This is a genomic window from Nonomuraea sp. NPDC004186 (assembly GCF_053603495.1).
In genome coordinates this window covers 1-20,069 of the sequence record NZ_JBSGFQ010000074.1, presented here as the reverse complement: position 1 = coordinate 20,069, position 20,069 = coordinate 1, and the positions used below count along the sequence as shown (strand labels likewise).

Annotated in this window: 16 protein-coding genes; 5 read left to right on the top strand and 11 right to left on the bottom strand. The window is 71.2% G+C overall.

Translation table 11 applies throughout. The features are described 5' to 3' along the window. Nucleotide 1: 1 nt before the first annotated feature. From ACWEPL_RS43020 to ACWEPL_RS43010, 3 genes are all read right to left on the bottom strand, one after another. Nucleotides 2–1,501, bottom strand: a complete 1,500-nt coding sequence (locus ACWEPL_RS43020) for an Ig domain-containing protein (protein WP_452439578.1) — start codon at nt 1,499–1,501, stop codon at nt 2–4. 9 nt (nt 1,502–1,510) lie between these two features. After that, nucleotides 1,511–3,472: an Ig domain-containing protein gene (locus tag ACWEPL_RS43015; protein ID WP_452439577.1), complete on the bottom strand. Its 1,962-nt coding sequence runs from the start codon at nt 3,470–3,472 to the stop codon at nt 1,511–1,513. A 109-nt stretch (nt 3,473–3,581) separates the two neighbouring features. After that, on the bottom strand, nt 3,582–4,613 hold the full coding sequence (locus ACWEPL_RS43010; RefSeq protein WP_350736589.1) for a LacI family DNA-binding transcriptional regulator: 1,032 nt from the start codon (nt 4,611–4,613) through the stop codon (nt 3,582–3,584). A gap of 124 nt (nt 4,614–4,737) precedes the next feature. On the opposite strand from ACWEPL_RS43010, the gene ACWEPL_RS43005 reads away from it, so the two are divergent. From ACWEPL_RS43005 to ACWEPL_RS42990, 4 genes are read left to right on the top strand one after another with little or no spacing between them, the layout of a single operon-like run. Beyond that, on the top strand, nt 4,738–6,591 hold the full coding sequence (locus ACWEPL_RS43005; protein WP_452439576.1) for a glycoside hydrolase family 127 protein: 1,854 nt from the start codon (nt 4,738–4,740) through the stop codon (nt 6,589–6,591). A gap of 12 nt (nt 6,592–6,603) precedes the next feature. Continuing rightward, nucleotides 6,604–7,977, top strand: a complete 1,374-nt coding sequence (locus ACWEPL_RS43000; protein WP_452439575.1) for an extracellular solute-binding protein — start codon at nt 6,604–6,606, stop codon at nt 7,975–7,977. Continuing rightward, on the top strand, nt 7,977–8,858 hold the full coding sequence (locus ACWEPL_RS42995) for a carbohydrate ABC transporter permease (RefSeq protein ID WP_363980023.1): 882 nt from the start codon (nt 7,977–7,979) through the stop codon (nt 8,856–8,858). The genes ACWEPL_RS43000 and ACWEPL_RS42995 overlap by 1 nt, the downstream gene beginning before the upstream one ends. Beyond that, a complete protein-coding gene (locus tag ACWEPL_RS42990) occupies nt 8,855–9,757 on the top strand; it encodes a carbohydrate ABC transporter permease (protein WP_363980026.1) in 903 nt (300 codons plus the stop codon). The genes ACWEPL_RS42995 and ACWEPL_RS42990 overlap by 4 nt, the downstream gene beginning before the upstream one ends. A 32-nt stretch (nt 9,758–9,789) precedes the next feature. Here ACWEPL_RS42990 and ACWEPL_RS42985 read toward each other — a convergent pair whose 3' ends face one another. From ACWEPL_RS42985 to ACWEPL_RS42975, 3 genes are read right to left on the bottom strand one after another with little or no spacing between them, the layout of a single operon-like run. Next, entirely contained in the window at nt 9,790–10,833 is a 1,044-nt protein-coding gene (locus ACWEPL_RS42985; protein ID WP_452439574.1) for a cobalamin B12-binding domain-containing protein, read from the bottom strand. Continuing rightward, nucleotides 10,830–12,455 carry a PP2C family protein-serine/threonine phosphatase gene (locus ACWEPL_RS42980; protein WP_452439573.1) on the bottom strand — a complete coding sequence of 542 codons (1,626 nt, stop codon included), beginning with the start codon at nt 12,453–12,455 and terminating at the stop codon, nt 10,830–10,832. The genes ACWEPL_RS42985 and ACWEPL_RS42980 overlap by 4 nt, the downstream gene beginning before the upstream one ends. Nucleotides 12,456–12,512: 57 nt before the next feature. Then, nucleotides 12,513–13,388, bottom strand: a complete 876-nt coding sequence (locus tag ACWEPL_RS42975; protein ID WP_452439572.1) for a helix-turn-helix domain-containing protein — start codon at nt 13,386–13,388, stop codon at nt 12,513–12,515. Between the two features lie 104 nt (nt 13,389–13,492). Between ACWEPL_RS42975 and ACWEPL_RS42970 the strand changes: the two genes are divergently transcribed. Further along, nucleotides 13,493–14,218, top strand: coding sequence for an alpha/beta fold hydrolase (locus ACWEPL_RS42970; RefSeq protein ID WP_452439571.1), 726 nt, complete (start codon nt 13,493–13,495; stop codon nt 14,216–14,218). Here ACWEPL_RS42970 and ACWEPL_RS42965 read toward each other — a convergent pair. From ACWEPL_RS42965 to ACWEPL_RS42945, 5 genes are all read right to left on the bottom strand, one after another. After that, nucleotides 14,205–15,500, bottom strand: coding sequence for an ankyrin repeat domain-containing protein (locus tag ACWEPL_RS42965; protein WP_452439570.1), 1,296 nt, complete (start codon nt 15,498–15,500; stop codon nt 14,205–14,207). The two genes, ACWEPL_RS42970 and ACWEPL_RS42965, sit on opposite strands and share 14 nt — an antisense overlap. Nucleotides 15,501–15,661: 161 nt before the next feature. Further along, entirely contained in the window at nt 15,662–16,696 is a 1,035-nt protein-coding gene (locus ACWEPL_RS42960; RefSeq protein ID WP_452439569.1) for a Gfo/Idh/MocA family protein, read from the bottom strand. Between the two features lie 8 nt (nt 16,697–16,704). Then, nucleotides 16,705–17,430 (bottom strand): ThuA domain-containing protein, encoded by a 726-nt coding sequence (locus ACWEPL_RS42955; protein WP_350736561.1) that lies wholly within the window; start codon nt 17,428–17,430, stop codon nt 16,705–16,707. Nucleotides 17,431–17,461: 31 nt separating this feature from the next. Continuing rightward, complete coding sequence (locus ACWEPL_RS42950) at nt 17,462–19,564, bottom strand: beta-galactosidase (protein ID WP_452439568.1); 2,103 nt, start codon at nt 19,562–19,564, stop codon at nt 17,462–17,464. 14 nt (nt 19,565–19,578) lie between these two features. Then, nucleotides 19,579–20,069, bottom strand: a 491-nt coding sequence (locus tag ACWEPL_RS42945; RefSeq protein ID WP_452439567.1) for a substrate-binding domain-containing protein, incomplete at its 5' end; no start/stop codon positions are given.

Genomic DNA, 20,069 nt, shown 5'->3' with positions numbered 1-20,069 from the left:
GCTATCCGACGGTGAGCTTGTAGTCACGCGTGACGGGGGCGCTCAGCTTGTCGTAGTCCCTGAGCTGGACGGTGAACTCGTACGACCCGGCCTTGGCGGGCTTGCCGGTGACGGCTCCGGTGAACCTGTCGAGGGTGAGCCCTTCCGGCAGCGAGCCGCCGGTGATCTGCCAGTCGTAGAACGGGACGCCGCCCTTGGCGGCGAACTTGTGCTGGTAGGCGGCGCCGACCGTGGCGGCGGGCACGGTGGCGGTCTCGATCGAGGGCTTGAGGAACGGGGTCAGCTTGCGGTTGAGCTTCCAGCCGGCGTTCTCCGCGATCAGCAGCGACAGCTTGGTCAGCTCCCACCTGCGGGTCGGGAAGGCGTGCCGCCAGCCGCCGCTCTGCCCGCTGATCCGGTCCCAGTACGGGTCGTCGCCGGGCACGTGGTAGCTGGTGTCGAGCGGCACGGGGTAGCCCTGGTAGTCGATGACCTCCTGGTCGTCCTTGCCCTTGGAGGCCACGTAGTCGGCCATGCCCTGCCAGTCGCTGTGGAAGGCGACCGCGTGGCCGTACTCGTGCATGACCAGGCCCTCGATGTCGATCACCTGGCCGAGGTCGGTCTTCCACCAGTCCTCGTCCTTGAGCGAGGTGAACAGCTTCATCAGCTGCTCGTCGTACTCGAGGATCATGCTGGTCGAGCGGTGGTAGGGGGTGGGCTTGCCGTTCTGGGTGTGGAACTTGCCGTTGATGGTGGGGTAGCCGGTCGAGTACGGGGTCTGGATGCCGCGGAAGAAGACGTACATGCCGTTGTACGGCTTGGCGTTGGAGACCTCGACCTCGTTCTGCCAGTCATCGCCCGGCAGCCGGTTGACCTCGTCGCCCGCCGGGACGGTGTCGAACGGCTGCAGGTCGAAGAACGCGAACCAGTTGCGCACTGCGGCCTCGGCGGCCTTGCGGACGCCGGGGTCCTTGAAGTAGCCGGTGATGTCGTCGTAGCGGTAGTCGAAGTCGATGGGGATCGTCGGCTTGAGCGGGGTCTTCTCGTCCTGCTGCACCCGGATCGGCATGGTCTGGGTGCCGGTGGCGCCGCTCGCGTCCGTGGTCTTCATGATCCACTGGTGCTGCTCGTCCTGGCCGCCGCTCTGCTTGGAGTGGATGGCCAGCCGTACGACCTCGCGGTCGGCGGGGCCGGTGAGCGTGAAGGACTTGGTCGCCCCGGCGGCCGTCAGCTCGCTCGGCATGTTGAACATCAGCCGGGACGTGCCCTTGGCCTGCAGATCCACCTTCAGCGGATACTGGATGCCGGGGACCTTCGGCGCGCGCACGGTCAGCTCGATGTAGGGGTTGGCGAGGTAGCCCTGCCAGTCCACGAGCTGGACGCCGTAGTCGTTGACCTTGCGGTAGAAGATGTCGAACACGTCCAGCGCGGGAGCGGGCTGGCGTGCGGCGAGGCTGGGAGAGGGGACCGACAGCGCGCCGGCCAGGGCAGCCAGCGCGCTGAAGATGGCGATCTTCCGCATTGAACCCTTCTAGGTGTAGGCCTTCACTTCGAGCAGTCCCACCGAGGCTTGACCGCTCTGCAGGACCACGCGTAGTCGTGTGGTGCTGATCGGGTTGAACGTGACCTTGTTGTAGGCGTTGATGGCGATCGGGTAGGTGCCGGGGACGTCGACGTAGGCGCTGCCGTTCCAGTACTGGAGCTTCCAGGAGGCGGGCAGGCGCACGCCGTCGGCGTCGTCGAAGAAGTAGACGTCGGCGGATTTGAGGGTCTGGGCGGACGGCCAGGTGAGCTCGGCCCACTGGCTGCCGGTGTTGGGCCAGGTGCCCCAGCGGCGGTTGACGGTGTCGTTCGAGCTGGGCGGGTCGATGCCGTCGTTGATGGCCGCCACGCTCTCCCACGGGGAGGTGTACGACGCCGACGGGGTCGCGCTGCCGGCCACGTTGGTGGAGGTGCCGCCGCCGCTGCCGACCGTCAGCTGGAAGGTCCTGGTCTGCGGCGTGCTGAGCTTGTCGTAGTCACGCAGCTGGACGGTGAAGCTGGACGTCCCGGCCGTGGTGGGGGTGCCGCTGATCGCGCCGGTGAACCGGTCGAGCGTGAGCCCCGCGGGCAGGGAGCCACCGGTGACCTGCCAGTCGTAGAACGGCACGCCGCCCTTGGCCTGAAGGGTCTGGCTGTAGGCCGTGCCCGGCGTGGCCGACGGCAGGGAGGTGGTGACGATGGACGGCGGCAGGAACGGGGTGAGGCTGCGGTTGAGCTTCCACCCGGCGTTCTCCGCGACCAGCAGCGCCAGCTTGGTCAGCATCCACCGGCGGGTGGGGAACATGTGGGTCCAGCCGCCGTTCTGGCCGCTGAGCCGGTCCCAGTACTTCTGGTCGCCGGGGATGTGGTAGCTGCTGTCCAGGGGGACGGGGTAGCCCTCGTAGGCGACGACATCGGGGTCATTGCCCCCTGACGCCACGTAGGAGCGCATCCCGGCCCAGTCGCTGTGGTAGGCGACGGCGTGGCCGTACTCGTGCATGACCAGGCCGTGCACGTCGAGCACCGAGCCCGCGATCTCCGTCTTGTACCAGTCCTCGTCGGCCAGGGAGGTGAACAGCTGCTTGCCGGCCTCGTCGTACTCGAAGATCATCGCGGTCGAACGGTGCAGCGGGCCCGCGAGCTGCTGGCCGCCCCGGGTGCTGTACTTGCCGTTGGCGGCGGGGTAGCCGGTCGAGTACGGGGTCTGGATGCCGCGGAAGAACACGTACATGCCGTTGTAGGCGGCGTTGTTGGTGACGTTGATGGTGTTCTGCCAGTCGTTGCCCGGCAGGTGGTTGTTCTCCACCCCGGCCGCCACGGTGTCGAACGGCTGCATGTCGAAGAACCTGAACCAGTCCTTCACCGCCTCCTCGGCGGCGTTCCTGAAGTTCGGCTCGCTGAAGTAGCCGGTGATGTTGTCGTAGCGGTAGTCGAAGGCGATGGGCAGGCTGGGCTGCAGCGCGGTCTTCTCGTCCTGCTGCACCCGGATCGGCAGCTGCTGCAGGGTCGTCGTGCCGGACCCGTCCCGGATGTTCAGCTTGAGCGTGTAACTTTCATCCTGGCCGGGGCCCCGCTTGGAGTGGATCGCGAGGCGGAACACCTTCTGGTCACTCGCGCTCGCGAACGTCAGCGTCTTGGTGGCGCCGGTGGCGGTGAGCTGGCTGGGCAGGTCCATCATGAGCCTGGACGTGCCCTCGGCCTTGAGGTCGATCGTGACGGGGTACTGGACGCCGGTCGGGGGTTTGACGGTGAGCTCGACGTACGGGTTGGCCAGGTAGCCCTGCCAGTCGACGAGCTTGACGCCGTAGTCGTTGACGGTCCTGCCGAACATGTCGACGACCGTCGCGGTCGGCGCGGCGGCGTGCGCGGGCTGCGACACGCCGGTGAGTAAGGAGGCGAGTACGACTGCCGCCACGGTGATTCGCCTGGCGCCCCTGGCGGCTTTCGGGGCGCTGCGGCATCCTCGGTCCATCCGGACTCCTTTAAGGATGGGAATAGGTTTTCCCTGGCGCACAGTAAGGTGTTACACAGCACCGGTCAACCCCATCCGCCGCCCTTGCAGCGCCTTGCAGCGCCCCCCGCTACGGGGCGGCGCGACGGGTGGACTCGCGCAGGACCAGGCTGGCCGGGACGATCGTGACGCCGCCGGTGGCGGGCTTGCCCGCGATGACGTCCAGCAGGTGCCGGGCCGCCATCCGGCCGATCTCCCCCAGGTTCATGTCCACGGTCGTCAGCGGTGGCCGGCACCCCAGCGCCATCGGCTCCCAGTTGTCGAACCCGACCAGCGCCACGTCCTCGGGAACCCGCCGCCCCCGCTCGCGCAGCGTCTCGGCGACCCCGCGGGCGATCTGGTCGCTCCCGCAGAAGATGGCGTCCACGTCGGGCGCGGCGTGCAGCAGCACGTCGGCCCCCTGCCGCCCCCATTCCTCGCTCCACTGCCCGTACAGGATCTCGCCCGCCGGTGACAGCCCGGCCGAGGCGAGGGCGGTGGTCAGGCCCTGGGCGCGCCGCCGCGCGGCCTGGAAGCGCTGCGGCCCGGTGACGTGGCCGATGCGGGTGCGGCCCGTCGCCATGAGGTGGCGGGCGGCCAGCGCCCCGCCGCCCTCGTCATCCGGGATGATCGACACGTCCGAGTCGTCGGTCGACTGCGTCATGGCGTACACGACGGGGACGGGCAGGTCATGGCCGATGCCGGCGCGCGGCTCGGTGCGCCGCCCCGTGACGATGATGCCCTCGACGCGCCTGGCCAGCAGGCGCTCGACGTAGTGCCGCTCCCTGATCGGGTCGTCGCGCGTGTCGCACATGAACACCGAGATCTGCCCCGCGCCGAGCGCGTCCTCGGCGCCCAGCATCACCGGGATGCTGAAGCGGCCGAAGCTGTCGCCCGTGACCAGGCCCACCGTGTACGTGCGGCCCGCCAGCAGCCCCTGGGCCAGCGGATTGGGCCGGAAGCCGAGCCGCTCGGCGGCGGCGAGCACCCGGTCGCGGGTCTCGTCGCGCATCCGGCCGCGGCCGTTGAGCGCCTTGGACGCGGTGCCGATCGACACGTCGGCGGCGGCCGCGACGTCCCTGATCGTGATGGTCTTCGCCGTCCCATCCGAAGGACTGATCAACCGAGTCCCCTTTCGCACAAGCATCCGCTCTTGACCTGTGATGTATCACACCTTACCCTCCGTTTGAGAAAACCTATTCCCAAGGTTTTCTCAGCAAGGCCCCGAGTTGAGGTTGAGGAGCTTGATGCACCAGAGTCCTGTCGTTCCGTCCAGTCGGGCACTGTGGCGGCCGATCGGCATCAATGACGTCGTCATCACCGGCGGCCCGTTCGCGCGATGGCAGCGGATCAATCATGAGGACAGCATCCCGCTGGGCCTGGAGCAGATGGAGCGTTCGGGCGTGCTGCCCAACCTCCGCCGCGCCGGAGGTGAGGGCGAAGGGCCCTTCCAGGGCTACCGTTTCCAGGACTCCGACCTCTACAAGCAGTTGGAGGCGATCGCGTGGGAGTACGTCCGCGCCCCTGAGCCAGGGTACGCCGAGTTCGCCGACCAGGCCGCGGCCGTGCTGAAGAAGGCCCAGCGTGACAACGGCTACCTCAACTCGCACTACCAGGTCGTCAAGCCGGACAAGATCTACGCCGAGCTCGAGTACAGCCACGAGATGTACTGCGCCGGCCACCTGTTCCAGGCGGCGGTGGCCGCCGCCCGCGCCGGGATCGGCGACGGGGTGGTCGAGGTCGCCAGGCGCTTCGCCGACCACCTGGTGGAGGAGTTCCTGGCCGGCGGGAACGACGGCATCGACGGCCACGCCGAGGTCGAGACCGCGCTGGTCGAGCTGTACCGGCTGACCGGCGAGCGCACGTACCTGGAGCTGGCGTCCAAGCTGATCGACAACCGCGGCAAGGGCCTCATCAAGGACAGCGGCATGGGCATGCTGTACGCCCAGGACCACCTGCCGGTCCGCGAGGCCGACACCGCGGTCGGGCACGCCGTGCGCCAGCTCTACCTGGAGGCCGGCATCGTCGACGTCTACCTGGAGACCGGCGACGAGTCGCTGCTGGAGTGCTCGCTGCGCCGCTGGGAGGACATGGTCGCCACCAAGACGTACATCACGGGCGGCCACGGCTCGCGCCACGACGGCGAGGCGTTCGGCGAGCGGTACGAGCTGCCGTCCGACCGCGCCTACAGCGAGAGCTGCGCCGCCATCGCGAGCATCCACTGGAACTGGCGGCTGCTCCTGGCCACCGGCCACGGCCGCCACGCCGACCTGATCGAGCGCACGCTCTACAACGCCTTCGCCGCCTCCACGTCGGCCGACGGCGTGCGCTTCTTCTACGTCAACCCGCTGCAGCGCCGCTCCGACCTCGTCGAGGACGCCTATCTCGGGCGGCGCAGGGAGTGGTTCGCGTGCGCCTGCTGCCCGCCGAACATCATGCGCCTGGTGGCCTCGCTCGGCTCCTACCTGGCCACGACCACCGACGCCGGCCTCCAGCTGCACCAGTACGTCCCCGGCACCGTGAACGGCCGGGTCCGGATCGAGACCGACTACCCGTGGGACGGGCTCGTCCGCATCACGATCGAGGACGAGGGCGAATGGGAGCTCGCGCTGCGCATCCCCGCCTGGAGCGAGAACACCACCATCGATGACAGCCCCGCCCAAGCCGCCGAAGACGGATATTTCCGTATCCGTCGTCAGTGGCGCCGGGGCGACACGGTCGAGCTCCGGCTCGACATGACGCCCAGGATCGTCCACCCCCACCGCAGGATCGACGCGTTGCGGGGCAGCGTGGCCCTGGAGCGCGGACCGCTCGTCTACTGCTTCGAGCAGACCGACCAGCCCGAGGGCGTCGAGGTGGACGACCTCGCCCTGAGCCCGCAGGCACCCCTGCGTCTGAAGCCCGTGGACGACCTCCCGGGCGTCGGGCGCACCGTACTGATCGAAACCGACGCCGCCGCCGTGGACCAGCCGCGCGGCGGATTGCCGTACACCACGAAAACCCTGGCGACCAGCACCAGCGTGACCGCGACCGCCGTCCCCTACTTCCAGTGGGACAACCGGGACGGCGGCCCGATGCGGGTCTGGATCCCCCTCGCGTAAGGAAAGACGCGGATGAGAAGACGCGACCTGTTGAAGCTGGGCGGGCTCGCCGCCCTCGGCACCGCGGCCGCGGCCTGCGGCGGCGGCGGCTCGGGCTCCGGCTCGGGCGGCAAGAACGTGCAGCTCCAGTTCATGTACTGGGGTTCGACGTTCGAGAAGGCGGCTGTCGAGCGGATGCTCAAGCAGTACGAGCAGAAGCACGCGGGGGTGACGGTCAAGCCGCTCTACACGCCCGACGAGTATGACGTGAAGCTCAACACGCTCGTGGCCAGCAACCGGCTCCCGGACGCCGGGTACGTGCCGCTGGCGATGTCGTACCGGCTGGGCCAGCAGGGCAAGCTGGTCAACCTGTTCCCCTATTTGAAGAAATATCCGCAGCTGGCCGGATACCTGCCGGACGCGTACCTGTGGAGCGGCCAGGACAACCTGCACGGTGTCGCGACCGCGAACGAGATCGAGCTGCTGTGGTACAGCAAGTCCGCCGTCGCCGCCGCCGGGGTGACGCCGCCCGCCGACGCCGCCTCCGCGTGGACGTGGGACCAGCTCGTCGAGAACGCCTACAAGCTGACGATCGACCAGAACGGCAAGCACCCGGACGAGTCGGGCTTCGACCCCAAGCAGATCAAGCAGTTCGGCATCTCCAGCAGCATCACCTACGGCGCCGCCTGGTACGGGTTCCTGCGCAGCAACGGCGTCGACTTCGCCGACGAGGCCGGCAAGAAGTGCCTGCTCGACACCCCTGAGGCGATCCAGGTGTTCCAGAACCTGCAGGACCTCATCTACAAGCACCGCGTCGCCCCCGGCCCGGGCCAGCTGGCCGCGACCGGCGACGACGTGCCCGGCACCAACATCCTGCTCAAGACCAAGCGGGTGGCGATGGTGGTGGACGGTCACTGGAGCCTGCTCGACATGAACGAGAGCAAGGTCGACTACGGCATCGGCGTGCTGCCCAAGTACAAGGAGCCGTTCACCTCCTCCCAGGTGGCGGGCGCCTCGGCGGTGTTCGCGGGGTCCGAGCACGAGCAGGAGGCGGTCGAGCTGTTCGCCTTCCACAACGACCCGCGCTACGTCGACCTGTTCGCCAAGGGCCTGTGGATGCCCCAGGAGAAGAAGTACTACGAGGACCAGGCCTCCATCGACTCCTGGACCAAGAACGAGCTCCACCCGCCGGAGTTCCGCACGGCCGTGGTGGACTACGCGCGCGATCACGGCGTGCCCACGTTCGGCAACCGCGTCAAGAACATGTCCACCATCTCCAGCGACGTCCTCACCCCCGCCCTCCAGGAGCTCGAGACCGGCAAGCGACCGGCCGCCGAGATCCTCAAGGCCGTCGCGCCGAAGATCTCCAGCATGCTCCAGGGCTGGCAGCACTCCCAGGAGCTGTGATGCGCCGCCTCGAAACACGATGGGGCATCCTGATGGCGCTGCCCGCCATCCTCGGGTTCGTCATCTTCACGATCGGGCCCATGGTGGCGTCGGCGTACTTCAGCCTGACCGACTGGACGATCGGCGCCAGCCCGAACTTCGTCGGCCTGGACAACTACGCCACCATGGTCCAGGACGAGCTGTTCTGGAAGTCGCTGTCCACCACCACGTACTACACGCTCGGCGCGGTGCCGCTGGTGCTGATCGTCAGCTTCGCCGTGGCCATGCTGCTCAACCAGAAGGTACGCGGCCTGGCCGTCTGGCGGACGATCTTCTACCTGCCGACGCTGGTCCCCGCCATCGCCAACGTCGTCCTGTGGATCTGGATCTTCAACCCGGACTTCGGCCTGCTGAACTCCCTGCTCCGGCAGGGAGGCCTGCCGGGCTCCCAGTGGATCTACGCCGAGTCGACCGCGGTGCCCTCGATGATCATCATGAGCACGTGGGGCTTCGGCAACACCATGGTGATCTTCCTGGCGGGGCTGCAGGGCGTGCCGAGGCACCTGTACGAGGCCGTCTCGATCGACGGCGGCGGCGCGTGGCGGCGCTTCTGGCACGTGACGCTGCCGATGATGACGCCGACCATCTTCTACAACCTGGTGGTCGGCGTGGTCGGCACCTTCCAGGTGTTCAACCAGGCGTACGTGATGACCGAGGGCGGCCCCAACCACGCCACGCTCTTCTACGTCTACTACCTGTTCCGCAAGGCGTTCACCGAGAGCGAGATGGGCTACGCCAGCGCCCTCGCCTGGACCCTGTTCATGATCATTATGGTGGTCACGTTCCTCATGTTCAGAAACGCCCGCCGCTGGGTCTACTACGAGATGGCAGGCGCGCGATGACCGCCCTGGCGACACCGGACAAGACCACCGCGCGCGGCGTGGCCCCGACCCAGGGGCTGCGCAAACCGCGCAGGTACGGCCGCATCCTGCTCTACGTGGCGCTGGTGGCGGGGTCGATCCCGACCCTGCTGCCGTTCGTCTGGCTGGTGCGCAGCGCGCTCATGCAGGACGCGCAGATGTTCGTCTCGCCGCCCCAGTGGATCCCCTCGCCGTTCCAGTGGTCGAACTTCAGCGAGTCCCTCACCACCCAGCCGTTCGCCCGCTACTTCCTCAACACGGTGGTCATCGCCGTCATCAGCGTCCTGGGCACCGTGCTGACCTGCGCGGTGGCGGCCTTCAGCTTCTCCCGGCTGCGCTGGCGCGGGCGCAACGTGGTGTTCGCGCTGCTGCTCAGCGGCGTGATGCTGCCGTACGCGGTGACGCTCATCCCGACGTTCGTCATGTGGCAGCAGCTGGACGCGATCGACACCATCGCGCCGCTCACGGTCCCGAGCTGGTTCGCCGGAGCGGGCGGGGGAGTGTTCAACATCTTCCTGCTGCGGCAGTTCTTCCTGACGATCCCGTTCGAACTGGACGAGGCCGCCTACATCGACGGGGCCTCGCCGTGGCGGGTGTTCTGGACGATCATCATGCCGCTGTCCAAACCCGCGATCATCGTGGTGACCATCTTCACGTTCATCGGCACCTGGAACGACTTCCTCGGGCCGCTGCTGTACCTGCAGAACGAGGAGAACTACACGCTGTCGCTGGGGCTGGCGTCGTTCCAGAGCATGTACATCACCCAGTGGGGCTACCTCATGGCGGCCTCGGCGGCCATCATCGCGCCGATCATCGCGCTGTTCTTCTTCATGCAGCGCTACTTCATCGAGGGGGTCACCCTGACGGGCATCAAGAACTAGGGACGAAGCCCCGTCGTTCCTCCCGGACGGCGCTACCGACGCGCCACGTCGCGCGCCCCCTCCAGCATGACGAGAGCGCGGGGGGAGCCGGGAAGGCGCTCGGCCAGCGCCTCCAGGACGGGGAGCAGCACCCGCGCCGGGATGCCGCGCGCCGTGAGGACGTCCGCCATCCAGCCCGCGAAGGAGGAGAACAGCTCGGGGTCGTCGACGTACAGGGCGGCCCGCAGGTGGTCGATGATGGACGCGACGTCCTCGGCGGGATGTCCGAGCCTGCGCTCCGCGTAGGTCGGCGCCAGCTCGGGGACGCGCCGGGTCAGCTCTTCCGCGACACCTCTCACCAGGTCCACAGCGGACCCGGTGAGGTCGGCGTACTCGGGGCCGGCCAGGTGCGGCCGCTCCTCGGCGCTCCGGCCGGCCGCCGGGCGGCACGGCGGCGGCCCGCCGGCCAGGAGGTCGGCGGCGGCACACGCGTCGGGGGCCCAGGCGTCGGCTCCGAGCAGCCGGGCATAGCGGCCGTCCGGGCCGAAGGCGGCGCCGCCGGCCAGCACCGGCGTGCCCACCGCCTGGCACGAGGTGATGGCCGCGTGCGCGGCGGGCAGCCGGGGTGTGAGCGAGCCGGACAGCGCCACCGCGTCCGGATTCGTCCGGTGCAGGTGGGCGACCAGGTGCGGCGTGGGCACCTGCGCGCCCAGGTAGTCGACGTGCCAGCCGCGCAGGCGCAGCACCTCGGCCAGCAGCCGCGCCGGGAACGCGTGCCACTCGCCGTGGACGCAGGCCACCGTGATGCGGCCCCTGCCCGGCTCCGGACTCCGCCGTGCGGAGGGCAGATGGGCCAGCGTCGCGAGCACGCGCTCGTTGACGGCCGTGGCGGTGTGCTCCTGGGCGACCGTGATGCGGTCGGCCACCCATTCCAGGCCGACGCGCGACTGCACCGCGGCGACGACGTCCAGCAGCAGGGTCTCCATGGGCATCCCGGCGTCGAGCGCGGCCAGCACCGCGTCGGCGGCGGCGTACTCGTCACCGGCCGTCGCCGCCGCCCACAACGTCTCGACCCGTTCCTCGACGTCGCGTGTCATGGCGGCGCGCCGTGAGAGGGCTCGCGGGGCGCGGTGATGGCGACGACCGCCATGTCGTCGTGCTCGCCGGCGCCGACCCACTGGCAGGCCAGCATCTGTACGCGGTCGGCCAGGGCTTCGGGCGGCATGCCGGCGCACTGCCGGAGCTGCTCGCACAGCCGCTCCTCGCCGAAGAACTCGTCGCCGAGCGGGCCGCCCCTGGCCTCGACGATGCCGTCGCTGTAGAGCAGGCACGTCTCGCCGGGCTCCAGCAGCACCGGCTCGGTGACGCTGGTGATGGGCTCCACCAGGCCGATCAGCGTGCCGGCGGCGTGCACCGGCTCCACGCGGCCGTCGTTGCGCAGGATCAGCGGCGGCGGATGCCCGGCGCTGGTCAGCCGCACCACGACCTGGTTCGCGCGGCGCGAGATCGAGGCCAGGACCAGCGTGACGAAGCTCGTCGGATCCCCGTGGGTGAGCAGCGCGCCGTTCAGCAGTTCGAGCACCCGATGGTGGTCGTCGGCCAGCGGCACCAGGGCGCGCAGGATGTTGCGGATCCTGCCGGTGAGCACGGCGGCCTCCAGGCCCTTGCCGGACACGTCGCCGAGCACCACCAGCGACTCCCGGCCGGAGCCGCCGACGGGATGCACGTCGTAGAAGTCGCCGCCGACGCGTTCGCTGTCGCCCGCGGGCCGGTAGCGGGCCGCCAGCTCCACGCCCTCGAGCGGCGGCGCCGTGGGCGGCAGCAGCTCCGCCATCAGGGTCTCGGCGATGGCCGCCTGCTCGGCGTACAGCCGCGCGACCGAGATCGCCGCGCCGGCCCACGCGGTGAACAGCGGCGCGAACACCGTCTCGGCGTCCGAGAAACCGGCCCGAGGGGTACGGCGCAGCAGCACCAGCGCGCCCGCGGCCAGGCCATGGCCCGGCAGCGCGGTCACCGCCACGGAGCCCACCTCGCCGCCCCGGTCGCGCAGCACCCAGCCGGGCGCCTCGGCCGGCTCGACCCACCGGATGGGCGCCGGAGGAAAGCCCTGCAGCGCCTCCGCGAGCCCCGGGAGCGTACGGGGATCGACGGACGCGCGCTCGTGGGACACCTCGCCCCGCTGATCGCAGTAGACGATCGCGTACTGGCGCGGGGCCAGCGGCATGACGACCAGCGCGGCGTCGGCGAGCCGCCGGGCGGCCAGGCGCGCGGTCGCCACCAGGCAACGCTCCATGTTCAGCGACGACAGCAGCTCGACGGACGCCTCCACCATGAACGCGGTCCACTCCCGCTCGGCGCGCAGCTCCTCGACGGCCCGCTGGTGATCGTCGACGTCGACCAGCCACCACGTGACCCGATCGCGCCCGGCGTGCACCGGATGCGCCTCGAACACCGGCCCGCCGACCGGCCCGCGGGCTCGCTGCCCGGCCCGCTGATCGCTACGGCGCCCGGCGCAGGCCTCACGATGGGCCTGCGACAGCCAGGCCGGAGCCACCCGCGCCAGCGGCACGCCGACGGCCGCGCCGGCGAGAAGCAGCCGGGCCGCCTCGTTCGCCCGCTCGATGATGCCGGCGCTATCGACCGTCAGCATCGGGTACGGCGCGTCGTCCCACACCATCCCGATCGTGCCTCGCCCCAGAGCCCTCTCCAGAACCGTCACTCTACGTGCTGGGGGCCGTGGCCTTCGTCACGACATACTGGTTCTTTGCAGTATCTTTCACCCCTCGCGCGGCGTGCGGATCTCCAGGGAAATCGATTGCTCGCGTTCGTGGGCCGTTGTGGCGGTGGCCGAGGCGAGAAGGGCGAGTTTGTCGGCGTTGTCAGTGCCGGGGTCGGGGTGGTAGACGACGAGCGTCTGGCCCGGAGCGCCGCTGACGCCCAGCCGCTCCCGGTTCAGCCGCAGGCCACCGACCTGCGGGTGATCGATGTGCTTGGGCGCGCCTTCGCACGCCTCCACGTCGTGCCGGGCCCAGAGCCGGCTGAAGCGGGGGCTGGCGAGGGAGAGCTCGCCGACGAGCTCGATGCATCGGGGATCGTCCGTGTCGGTGCCGACGGACTCGCGGAAGCCGGCGACCATGCCGGCGGCGGCGTTCTCCCAGTCCGGGTAGAGCGCCTGCTCGGCGGGGTCGAGGAACAGGTCCCGCAGGCGGTTGGCGCCCGCCACGAGGCGCGGCGACAGGGCGGTGGCCAGCGCGTTGGCGGCGAGGACGTCGAAGTAGCGGCCCTCGACGTACGCGGGCAGCGGCAGCATGGCGACGAGCTGGGCGACGCCCGGAGGGACGGTCTCCTTCCTGGGCCGCCGCCGGCGCCGCCGGGGTTGGCCGGCGCCGAGGCGCAGCAGGTACGCCGTCGCGTCGTCGTCGAGCCGCAGCACGCGGGCGAGGGCCTCGAGGACCTGCGCGGAGGGGTTGCGGTCGCGGCCCTGCTCCAGGCGCAGGTAGTAGTCGGCGCTGATGCCGGCGAGCATCGCGACCTCTTCCCGGCGCAGGCCCGGCACGCGCCGCACCCCCGTAACGGGGATACCGACCTGTTCCGGAGTGATGAGCTCGCGGCGCGCGCGCACGTAATCACCCAGCAGGTTCGATTCGCTCATCCCCGCACTGTAATCCGCGCGACCGCCTGCCTGCCTGGTCCTGTCACCCCCAGGATCGCGGGGGCTCTGGCTCCGTCCGGGCCTGGTCGGCAGCCTGGCGGACCATGACAACATATTTGCTGGTACACGGTGCCTGGCACAGCGGACAGTGCTGGGAGCGGGTCGTCCCGTTGCTGGAGTCGGCCGGACACCGGGTGGCCGCGCCGTCGCTGACCGGCCACGGCGACAAGGCGCATCTGCTCAGCCCCGAGGTCGGGCTGGACACGCACGTCGGCGACATCGTCGGGCTGATCCTCGAGGAGGACCTCACCGAGGTGGTACTCGTGGGACACAGCTACGCGGGGCTGGTCATCTCGTCCGCCGCCAACCAGGTCCCGGATCGGATCGCACACCTGGTCTACCTCGACGCGATGGTCCCGGAGGACGGCGAGAGCGCGGCCGACGTCCAGCCCGTGACCCGGGTTCTGATCGACCGCGCCGCGGAGTCCGGCAGCGGCTGGCGGGTTCCGCCGCTGCCCGAGCTGCCGCCGCCCGCGGGGCTGTTCGGGGTCACCGACCCCGCGGACGTCGCCTGGCTGCGCACGATGCTGTCGGATCAGCCGGTGCGCTCCCTCCAGCAGCCGGTCCGGCTGGACAACCCGGCCGTGAACGCGATCCCGCGGACCCACATCCACTGCACCGTCGGCAAGCCGGACGGCATCACCCGCCGGCCCGTCCCCGAGACGCAGCCCAACGGCACCCCGGCGCAGGTGTGGGAACTGGCGACCGGCCACGACTGCATGATCACCATGCCGGCCGAGCTCGCCGAACTACTGCTCAAGCTCGGCTGATCCTGTTGAGAAAGAGGGAGTCGATGGCCGGGTCGCCCGTGGGAGGGTCCAGGCGGGTGGGCGCGCCCGCCTCCAGGAGGGCCTCCACGGTGCCGAGGTAGTCGCCGTCCTCCGCGCGGTTGTGGCGCAGCCCCCACAGCGCGCAGTCCAGCGGGGTCGGGCCCTCGTCGTCGAAGGCGCGGTCGTCCAGATCGGCGCCGCGCTCGATGAGCAGCCGCACGGTCGCCGTGCGGCCGTGCATGGCGGCCTGGTCGAGCGGCGTGAAGTTGCTCCAGCCGCGCGTGTCCACCGCCATGCCGGCGTCCAGCAGGGCCCGCACCACGTCGGTACGGCCCAGCAGGGCGAACTGGCCCAGCGCCCAGCCGTAGTCCCCGGTGTCCGCCGGGTTGCCGAGAGCCGGTGGCGGCGCGGCGGGCAGGCGCGCCGACTCGCCCCGGGCCACCGCCAGGACGGCGGCGTCCACAGGGTCCAGGTCGGCCGTCGCGCCCCGCGCGGTCAACAGCTCGTACGCGGCCAGGTGGCCGCAGCGGGCGGCCAGCGCGAGGGGGCGGCGGCCGACGTCCCAGCGGTCCCACGGCAGGTTCACGTCGGCCCCGGCGTCGAGGAGCATCGTCAGGATGGTGACGCCCCGGCCACGGGCGATGGCGTGGTGCAGGGCGCGGCAGGCGTTCACGTCGGCGCCGCGGTCGAGGAACCAGCGCAGCCCCGCCGCGTCCTCGAAGTCCAGCTTGTGCGCCACCATGCGCTCGAAGCCGGGCCGGTGGAGGAGGTCGAGGAAGGCCGGGTCCGACTGCTCGCACGCGTGGTAGAAGGCGTCCTCGTCCGGGGGCGCGCCGCGCTCGACGAGGAGCCGGGCCAGGGCCAGGTCACCCCGTTCCACGGCGTCGAACAGCGCCGTCCGCCTGCCCTCGCCGCCCCACTCCACGGTGTGGCTGCCGGGGTCGGCGCCGGCGTCCAGCAGGAACCGGGCGCACTCGCGTACCCGCTCGGCGGGGGCGACGGCCCGCCGCAGCAGCACCAGCAGCGGCGGGAGCCCGCCGACCGGCTCACCGGCCGGGAGGAACGCCGCCAGCGCGGCCGGATCGGCCAGGACGAGCGCCCGCTCGATGCCCTCCAGGGCGGCGACGCGTACGTGCTCGACCAGCTTCGGCCAGCTCGGGAAGCCGTACTCGCGGGCCAGCTCGAACTGAGCCCGGCTCAGCGGGACGCCCCGGGCACGCTTGCGGTGTTTGGCCTGCTTGCGCAGATGCTCCAGCGAAGGGCGCTGGGGAAGATCGGACACGGCGAACCTCCGGCTGCCCGGGTCCGCGAGCTCGGGCCGAGGTCCGTCGACCACAGAAAGTGTGCCGCCAGTGGGATGATCCCTTCCCCGCGGACTGGACGCGCCCGGCAACGCCCTCCCATCCTAGCGGGGGGCCGCGCCGAGACGCGGCCCCCCGGGCGTCAGAGCGTGATCGGCACCCGAGCGCCCGTGCGGGCCGACTCCAGGGCCGCGGTGACCATGGCCAGGCTGCGGATGTTGTCGTGGCACTCGCCCTGCGGCGCCTGCCCCGTACGCAGCCCCGTCACGAACTCCTCCAGCCCCTCGGCCAGCCCCTGGAAACGCCGCCGGCCGGGGAACGCGTCGGCCTCCGGCGGGTGCGGCCGCACCACGTGCCCCTCGGCCGCCTCGGCCGTCGGATCACCCTTGCCGTCCCAGCGCGCCGTCCCGCGAGGACCGGCCGCCCGCCAGCTGCCCGTCCAGGATGTCGCCTGGCCCGGCGCCGACCAGCTCCCGGCGAACGTGTAGCGCAGCCCGCCGGTCATCTCGAAGATCGCGGTCGCCGAGCACGCCCCCGGATACCACGTCCACGACGGCCGGAACGACTCGCAGTAGACGGACACGGGATCCGTCCCCGACACCGCCCGCGCCGCGTCGAACAGGTGGATCGCCATGTCCTGTAACAGCGGATGCTCCAGCGTCCCCAGGAACTCCGGCCCACGGTAGGGCATGAAGAACTCCGAGGTCAGCACCCCCAGCGGCCCCAGGTCGGCCACCGTGCGCCGGAAGGCCACCAGGGTCTGCATGAACCGGCGGTTCTGGTTGACCGCGAACAGCCGCCCCGCCTCGTCGGCCGCCCGGACCATCGAGCGGGCCTCGTCCAGGGTGACCGCCATGGGCTTCTCGCTCACCACCGCCACCCCGCGCCGCAGCGCCGTGACCGTCACGTCGTGGTGGGCCTGGGGGACGGTGCAGTTGACGATGAAGTCGGGCTCCTCGCCGTCGAGCACGGCGGTCAGCGAGGCGCTGACGGGCAGGTCGTCGAGGCCGAGCTCGGCGGCGGCGGCCCGGGCGCGGTCCTCCACCACGTCCACCCAGCCCACCAGCTCGGTGCCGGGGTGGGCGACCAGCTCGGGCGCCCACTGGCCGCCGATGTAGCCCGCGCCCACCACCACGCCGCGCAGCGGCCGGTCCTCCTTGACGATCTCGAAGGTCACGCGGCCTCCTACCACTGGATGGGGGTGTGGGCGTTCTGGAGCGGCTCGCCCACGCCGTCCGCCGGCGCGGCCCACAGGACGGCGTTGGCGAGCACCCGCCGCACGCCGGGGTGGTGGTAGACGGGATATTCCTGGTCGCCGGGGCTGAAGTAGAAGATCTTGCCCAGGCCCCTGCGGAAGCAGCAGCCGCTGCGGAACACCTCGCCGCCGCTGAAGTTGCTGATGAACACCAGCTCGTCGGGCTCCGGGATGCCGAACGGCTCGCCGTACGTCTCCTGCTGCTCGATGACCAGCGGACGGGGCACGCCCTGCGCGATCGGGTGGCCGGGCGCGACCGTCCAGACCAGCTCGCGCTCGCCGGCGTCGCGCCAGTTGATCGTGCAGGTGGAGCCCATGAGCGCACGGAAGATCTTGGAGTAGTGGGCCGAGTGCAGCACCAGCAGGCCCATGCCGCCCAGCACGCGCCGCCGCACGCGTTCCACGACCTTGTCGTCGACCTCCTCGTGCGCCATGTGGCCCCACCAGGTCAGCACGTCGGTGCCGGCCAGGACCGCGTCGGTCAGGCCGTGCTCGGGCTCGTCGAGCACGGCGGTACGCGTGCTCACGCGCTCGCCCAGCAGCTCGGTCAGCCCCTCCGCGATGGCGCCGTGCATGCCGTCGGGATAGATGCGGCGTACCGCCTCCTCGCGCGGCTCGTGATAGTTCTCGCTCCAGACAGTGACGTTGACCGCCATGCGTTTCCTTCCTGGCCGTACGGGCGCAAGATCAGCGTACGTCGCCGCCTGCCGTCTCCGACAGCACCCGCACGTCCCACGGTCCCAGCGGCAACTCGGCGCCGGCCTCGTGGGCGGAGCCGTCGAGCACATCCCGTACCGGGACCGGTACCCGCACCGACGCGGGCTCCCACGCCCAGTTGTGCAGGAAACGAACCCGCCGCCCGTCGCGCGCGGTGGCGCCGGTCGAGGTGACGCCGGGCGGCAGCTCCGACCAGGGGCCGGGCGACGGCACCAGCCGGCGGAACAGGGCCTCGGCCAGGGCCGCGTTGGGCACGGTGCCGACATAGGTGATCCGCCCCCGCCCGTGCGCGCGGGTGGTGATCGCCGCGAACCGCCCGAAGTGCGGGTGTTCGTAGCCGGCCAGCACCTCCGCCCCGTCCGCCTGCAGGCCGTCCGCCCACCGGGTGCCCGCCGCGTCCTCCGGGAACGCCGTGCCTCTGACTGGGCCTCCGACTGGCCCCCTGACCGGCACGTCCTCGGTCAGGTTGCTGAACTCGTCGTACCAGGCGCCCGCGGCGTCGGCCAGCCTGCCCGGCTGGACGTCCCTGCGGGCCCGTGCCTCGGCGTCGGCGTAGCCGGTGCGCGGGCCGACCACCAGGTGCCCGCCCGCCGCCGCGTACGCCGTCAGCCAGTCCAGCGTGGCGTCGTCGGCCACGTACAGCCCGGCGGCCACCAGCACCGGATGCCGGGCGGCCAGCGCGGCCGGCTCCTCGGCGACGGCCTGGGCGGCGTGCACCACCCGCACCTGGCAGCCGGCGTCGAACGCGCCACGGTAGAACGGCTCGAAGATGCCCTGGTAGGAGCGCTCGTCCGGCCCGCCGTCCGGCCGCCCGAGCGCGGGCTGGGCGCTCAGCGCCCACTTGCTCGGCGTGGAGTAGAGCATCGCGACGTCCGCGTCCGGGACCAGCCCCTCGACCAGCTCTCCCGCCGTCTCCAGCTCGGCCCCGATCCGGGCGATCTCCCGGTACGTGCGCCCCGGCCGCCCGCTGTGCGGCAGCACGCCACCCCAGTAGGTCTCCGTGCCGAACACCAGCGTCCGCCACTGCCAGTACTCGATCATGGAGGCCCCGCGGGAGACGAGCGCCCACGCGGCCTGCCGCCACTGGCCGTCGTAGGCGGGCTGGTTCACCCAGGGCGCCCCGATGGCCTGCGCGTTCGTCTCGGTCACCAGGAACGGCTCCTGGCGGGAGGAGAACATCCGGTCCGCGCTGAGATAGAGCGCCCAGGTGCTCCTGGTCATCCAGCTCTGCGGCGCGTCCTGCGGCGCGGGCAGCGCGAGGCCGTCCTGCATCGTGTAGTACGGGTTGCCCGCGGTGACGTCGAGCCGCCGGGTCAGCTCGTCGTCGGCCACCCCGGGCCGGTCGTAGGCGATGCACGTGGTGACGAACTGCTCGGGACGGGCGTACTCGCGCACGATGTCCGCCTGCCAGCCGATGAACTCGGTCACCTGGTCGGCCTGGAAGCGCCGCCACGCCTGCGTGTACTGCGGCTGGGCGTTGCCGTCCGGCCGCCACAGGTCGGCCCAGTCCGACAGCCGGTGCGACCAGTAGACCAGGCCCCACTCCCGGTTCAGCGTCTCCACGTCGCCGTAGCGCTCGCGCAGCCAGTCGACGAACCGCTGGAACACGCCGTGGTTGTGCAGCAGGTGCAGGCCCGGCTCGTTGTCGACCTGGAAGCCGATGACCGACGGGTGGCCGGCGTACCGCTCGACGACCTTGCGGGTGATCCGCTCGGCGTGGAAGCGGAACGCCGGGTGCGTGAAGTCCATCTCCTGCCGGGCGCCCCAGCCGATGCGCTGCCCGGTGGCCCGCTCCCCGGCGATCTCCGGGTAGAGCCGGGCCAGCCACGGCGGGACCGCGTACGTCGGCGTGCCCAGGATCACCCCGATGCCCCGCTCGTGCGCGCCGTCCAGCGCCGGTTGCAGCCAGTCGAGATCGAAGCGGCCGTTCTCGGGCTCCCAGGTGGACCAGACCGACTCGCCGACCCTGATCACCGAGAAACGCGCGTCGGCCATCAGGTCGAGGTCGGTCTTCAGCAGGTCGGCGGGGTGGTATTCGGGGTAGTAGGCGGCGCCGAAGAGTACTCGCGGCACAGGGGTTCCCTTCCTCACTTTGCGGGCGGTGCGGTCGATCGGCGCACCACGAGGTGCGCGGGCAGGTCGGGCTCGCCGGGCTCGCCGGGGGAGCGCTCGATCTCGGCGGCGAGCAGCGCGAGGCCGTGGCGGGCGATCGCCTCGAAGTCCTGGCGGATGGTGGTCAGCGGTGGCGACAGGTACGCCGCCGCCGGGATGTCGTCCATGCCGACCACGCTCACGTCGTCCGGCACCGCGCGACCGGCCTCGGCCAGGGCGCGCAGCACGCCGATCGCCATGTCGTCGTTGGCCGCGAACACCGCCGTGACCCGCGGGTCCGCCGCCAGCGCCCGGCCCGCCTCGTACCCGGAGGCGGGGGACCAGTCGCCCTCCGGCGCCGGCGGCTCGGGAGCCCCGGCGGCGGCCAGCGCCTCCCGCCAGCCGCGCGCCCGGTCGCGCGCCGCCGGCCACCGGAGAGGCCCCGCGACGTGCCAGACGGTGGCGTGCCCCAGGCCGAGCAGGTGCT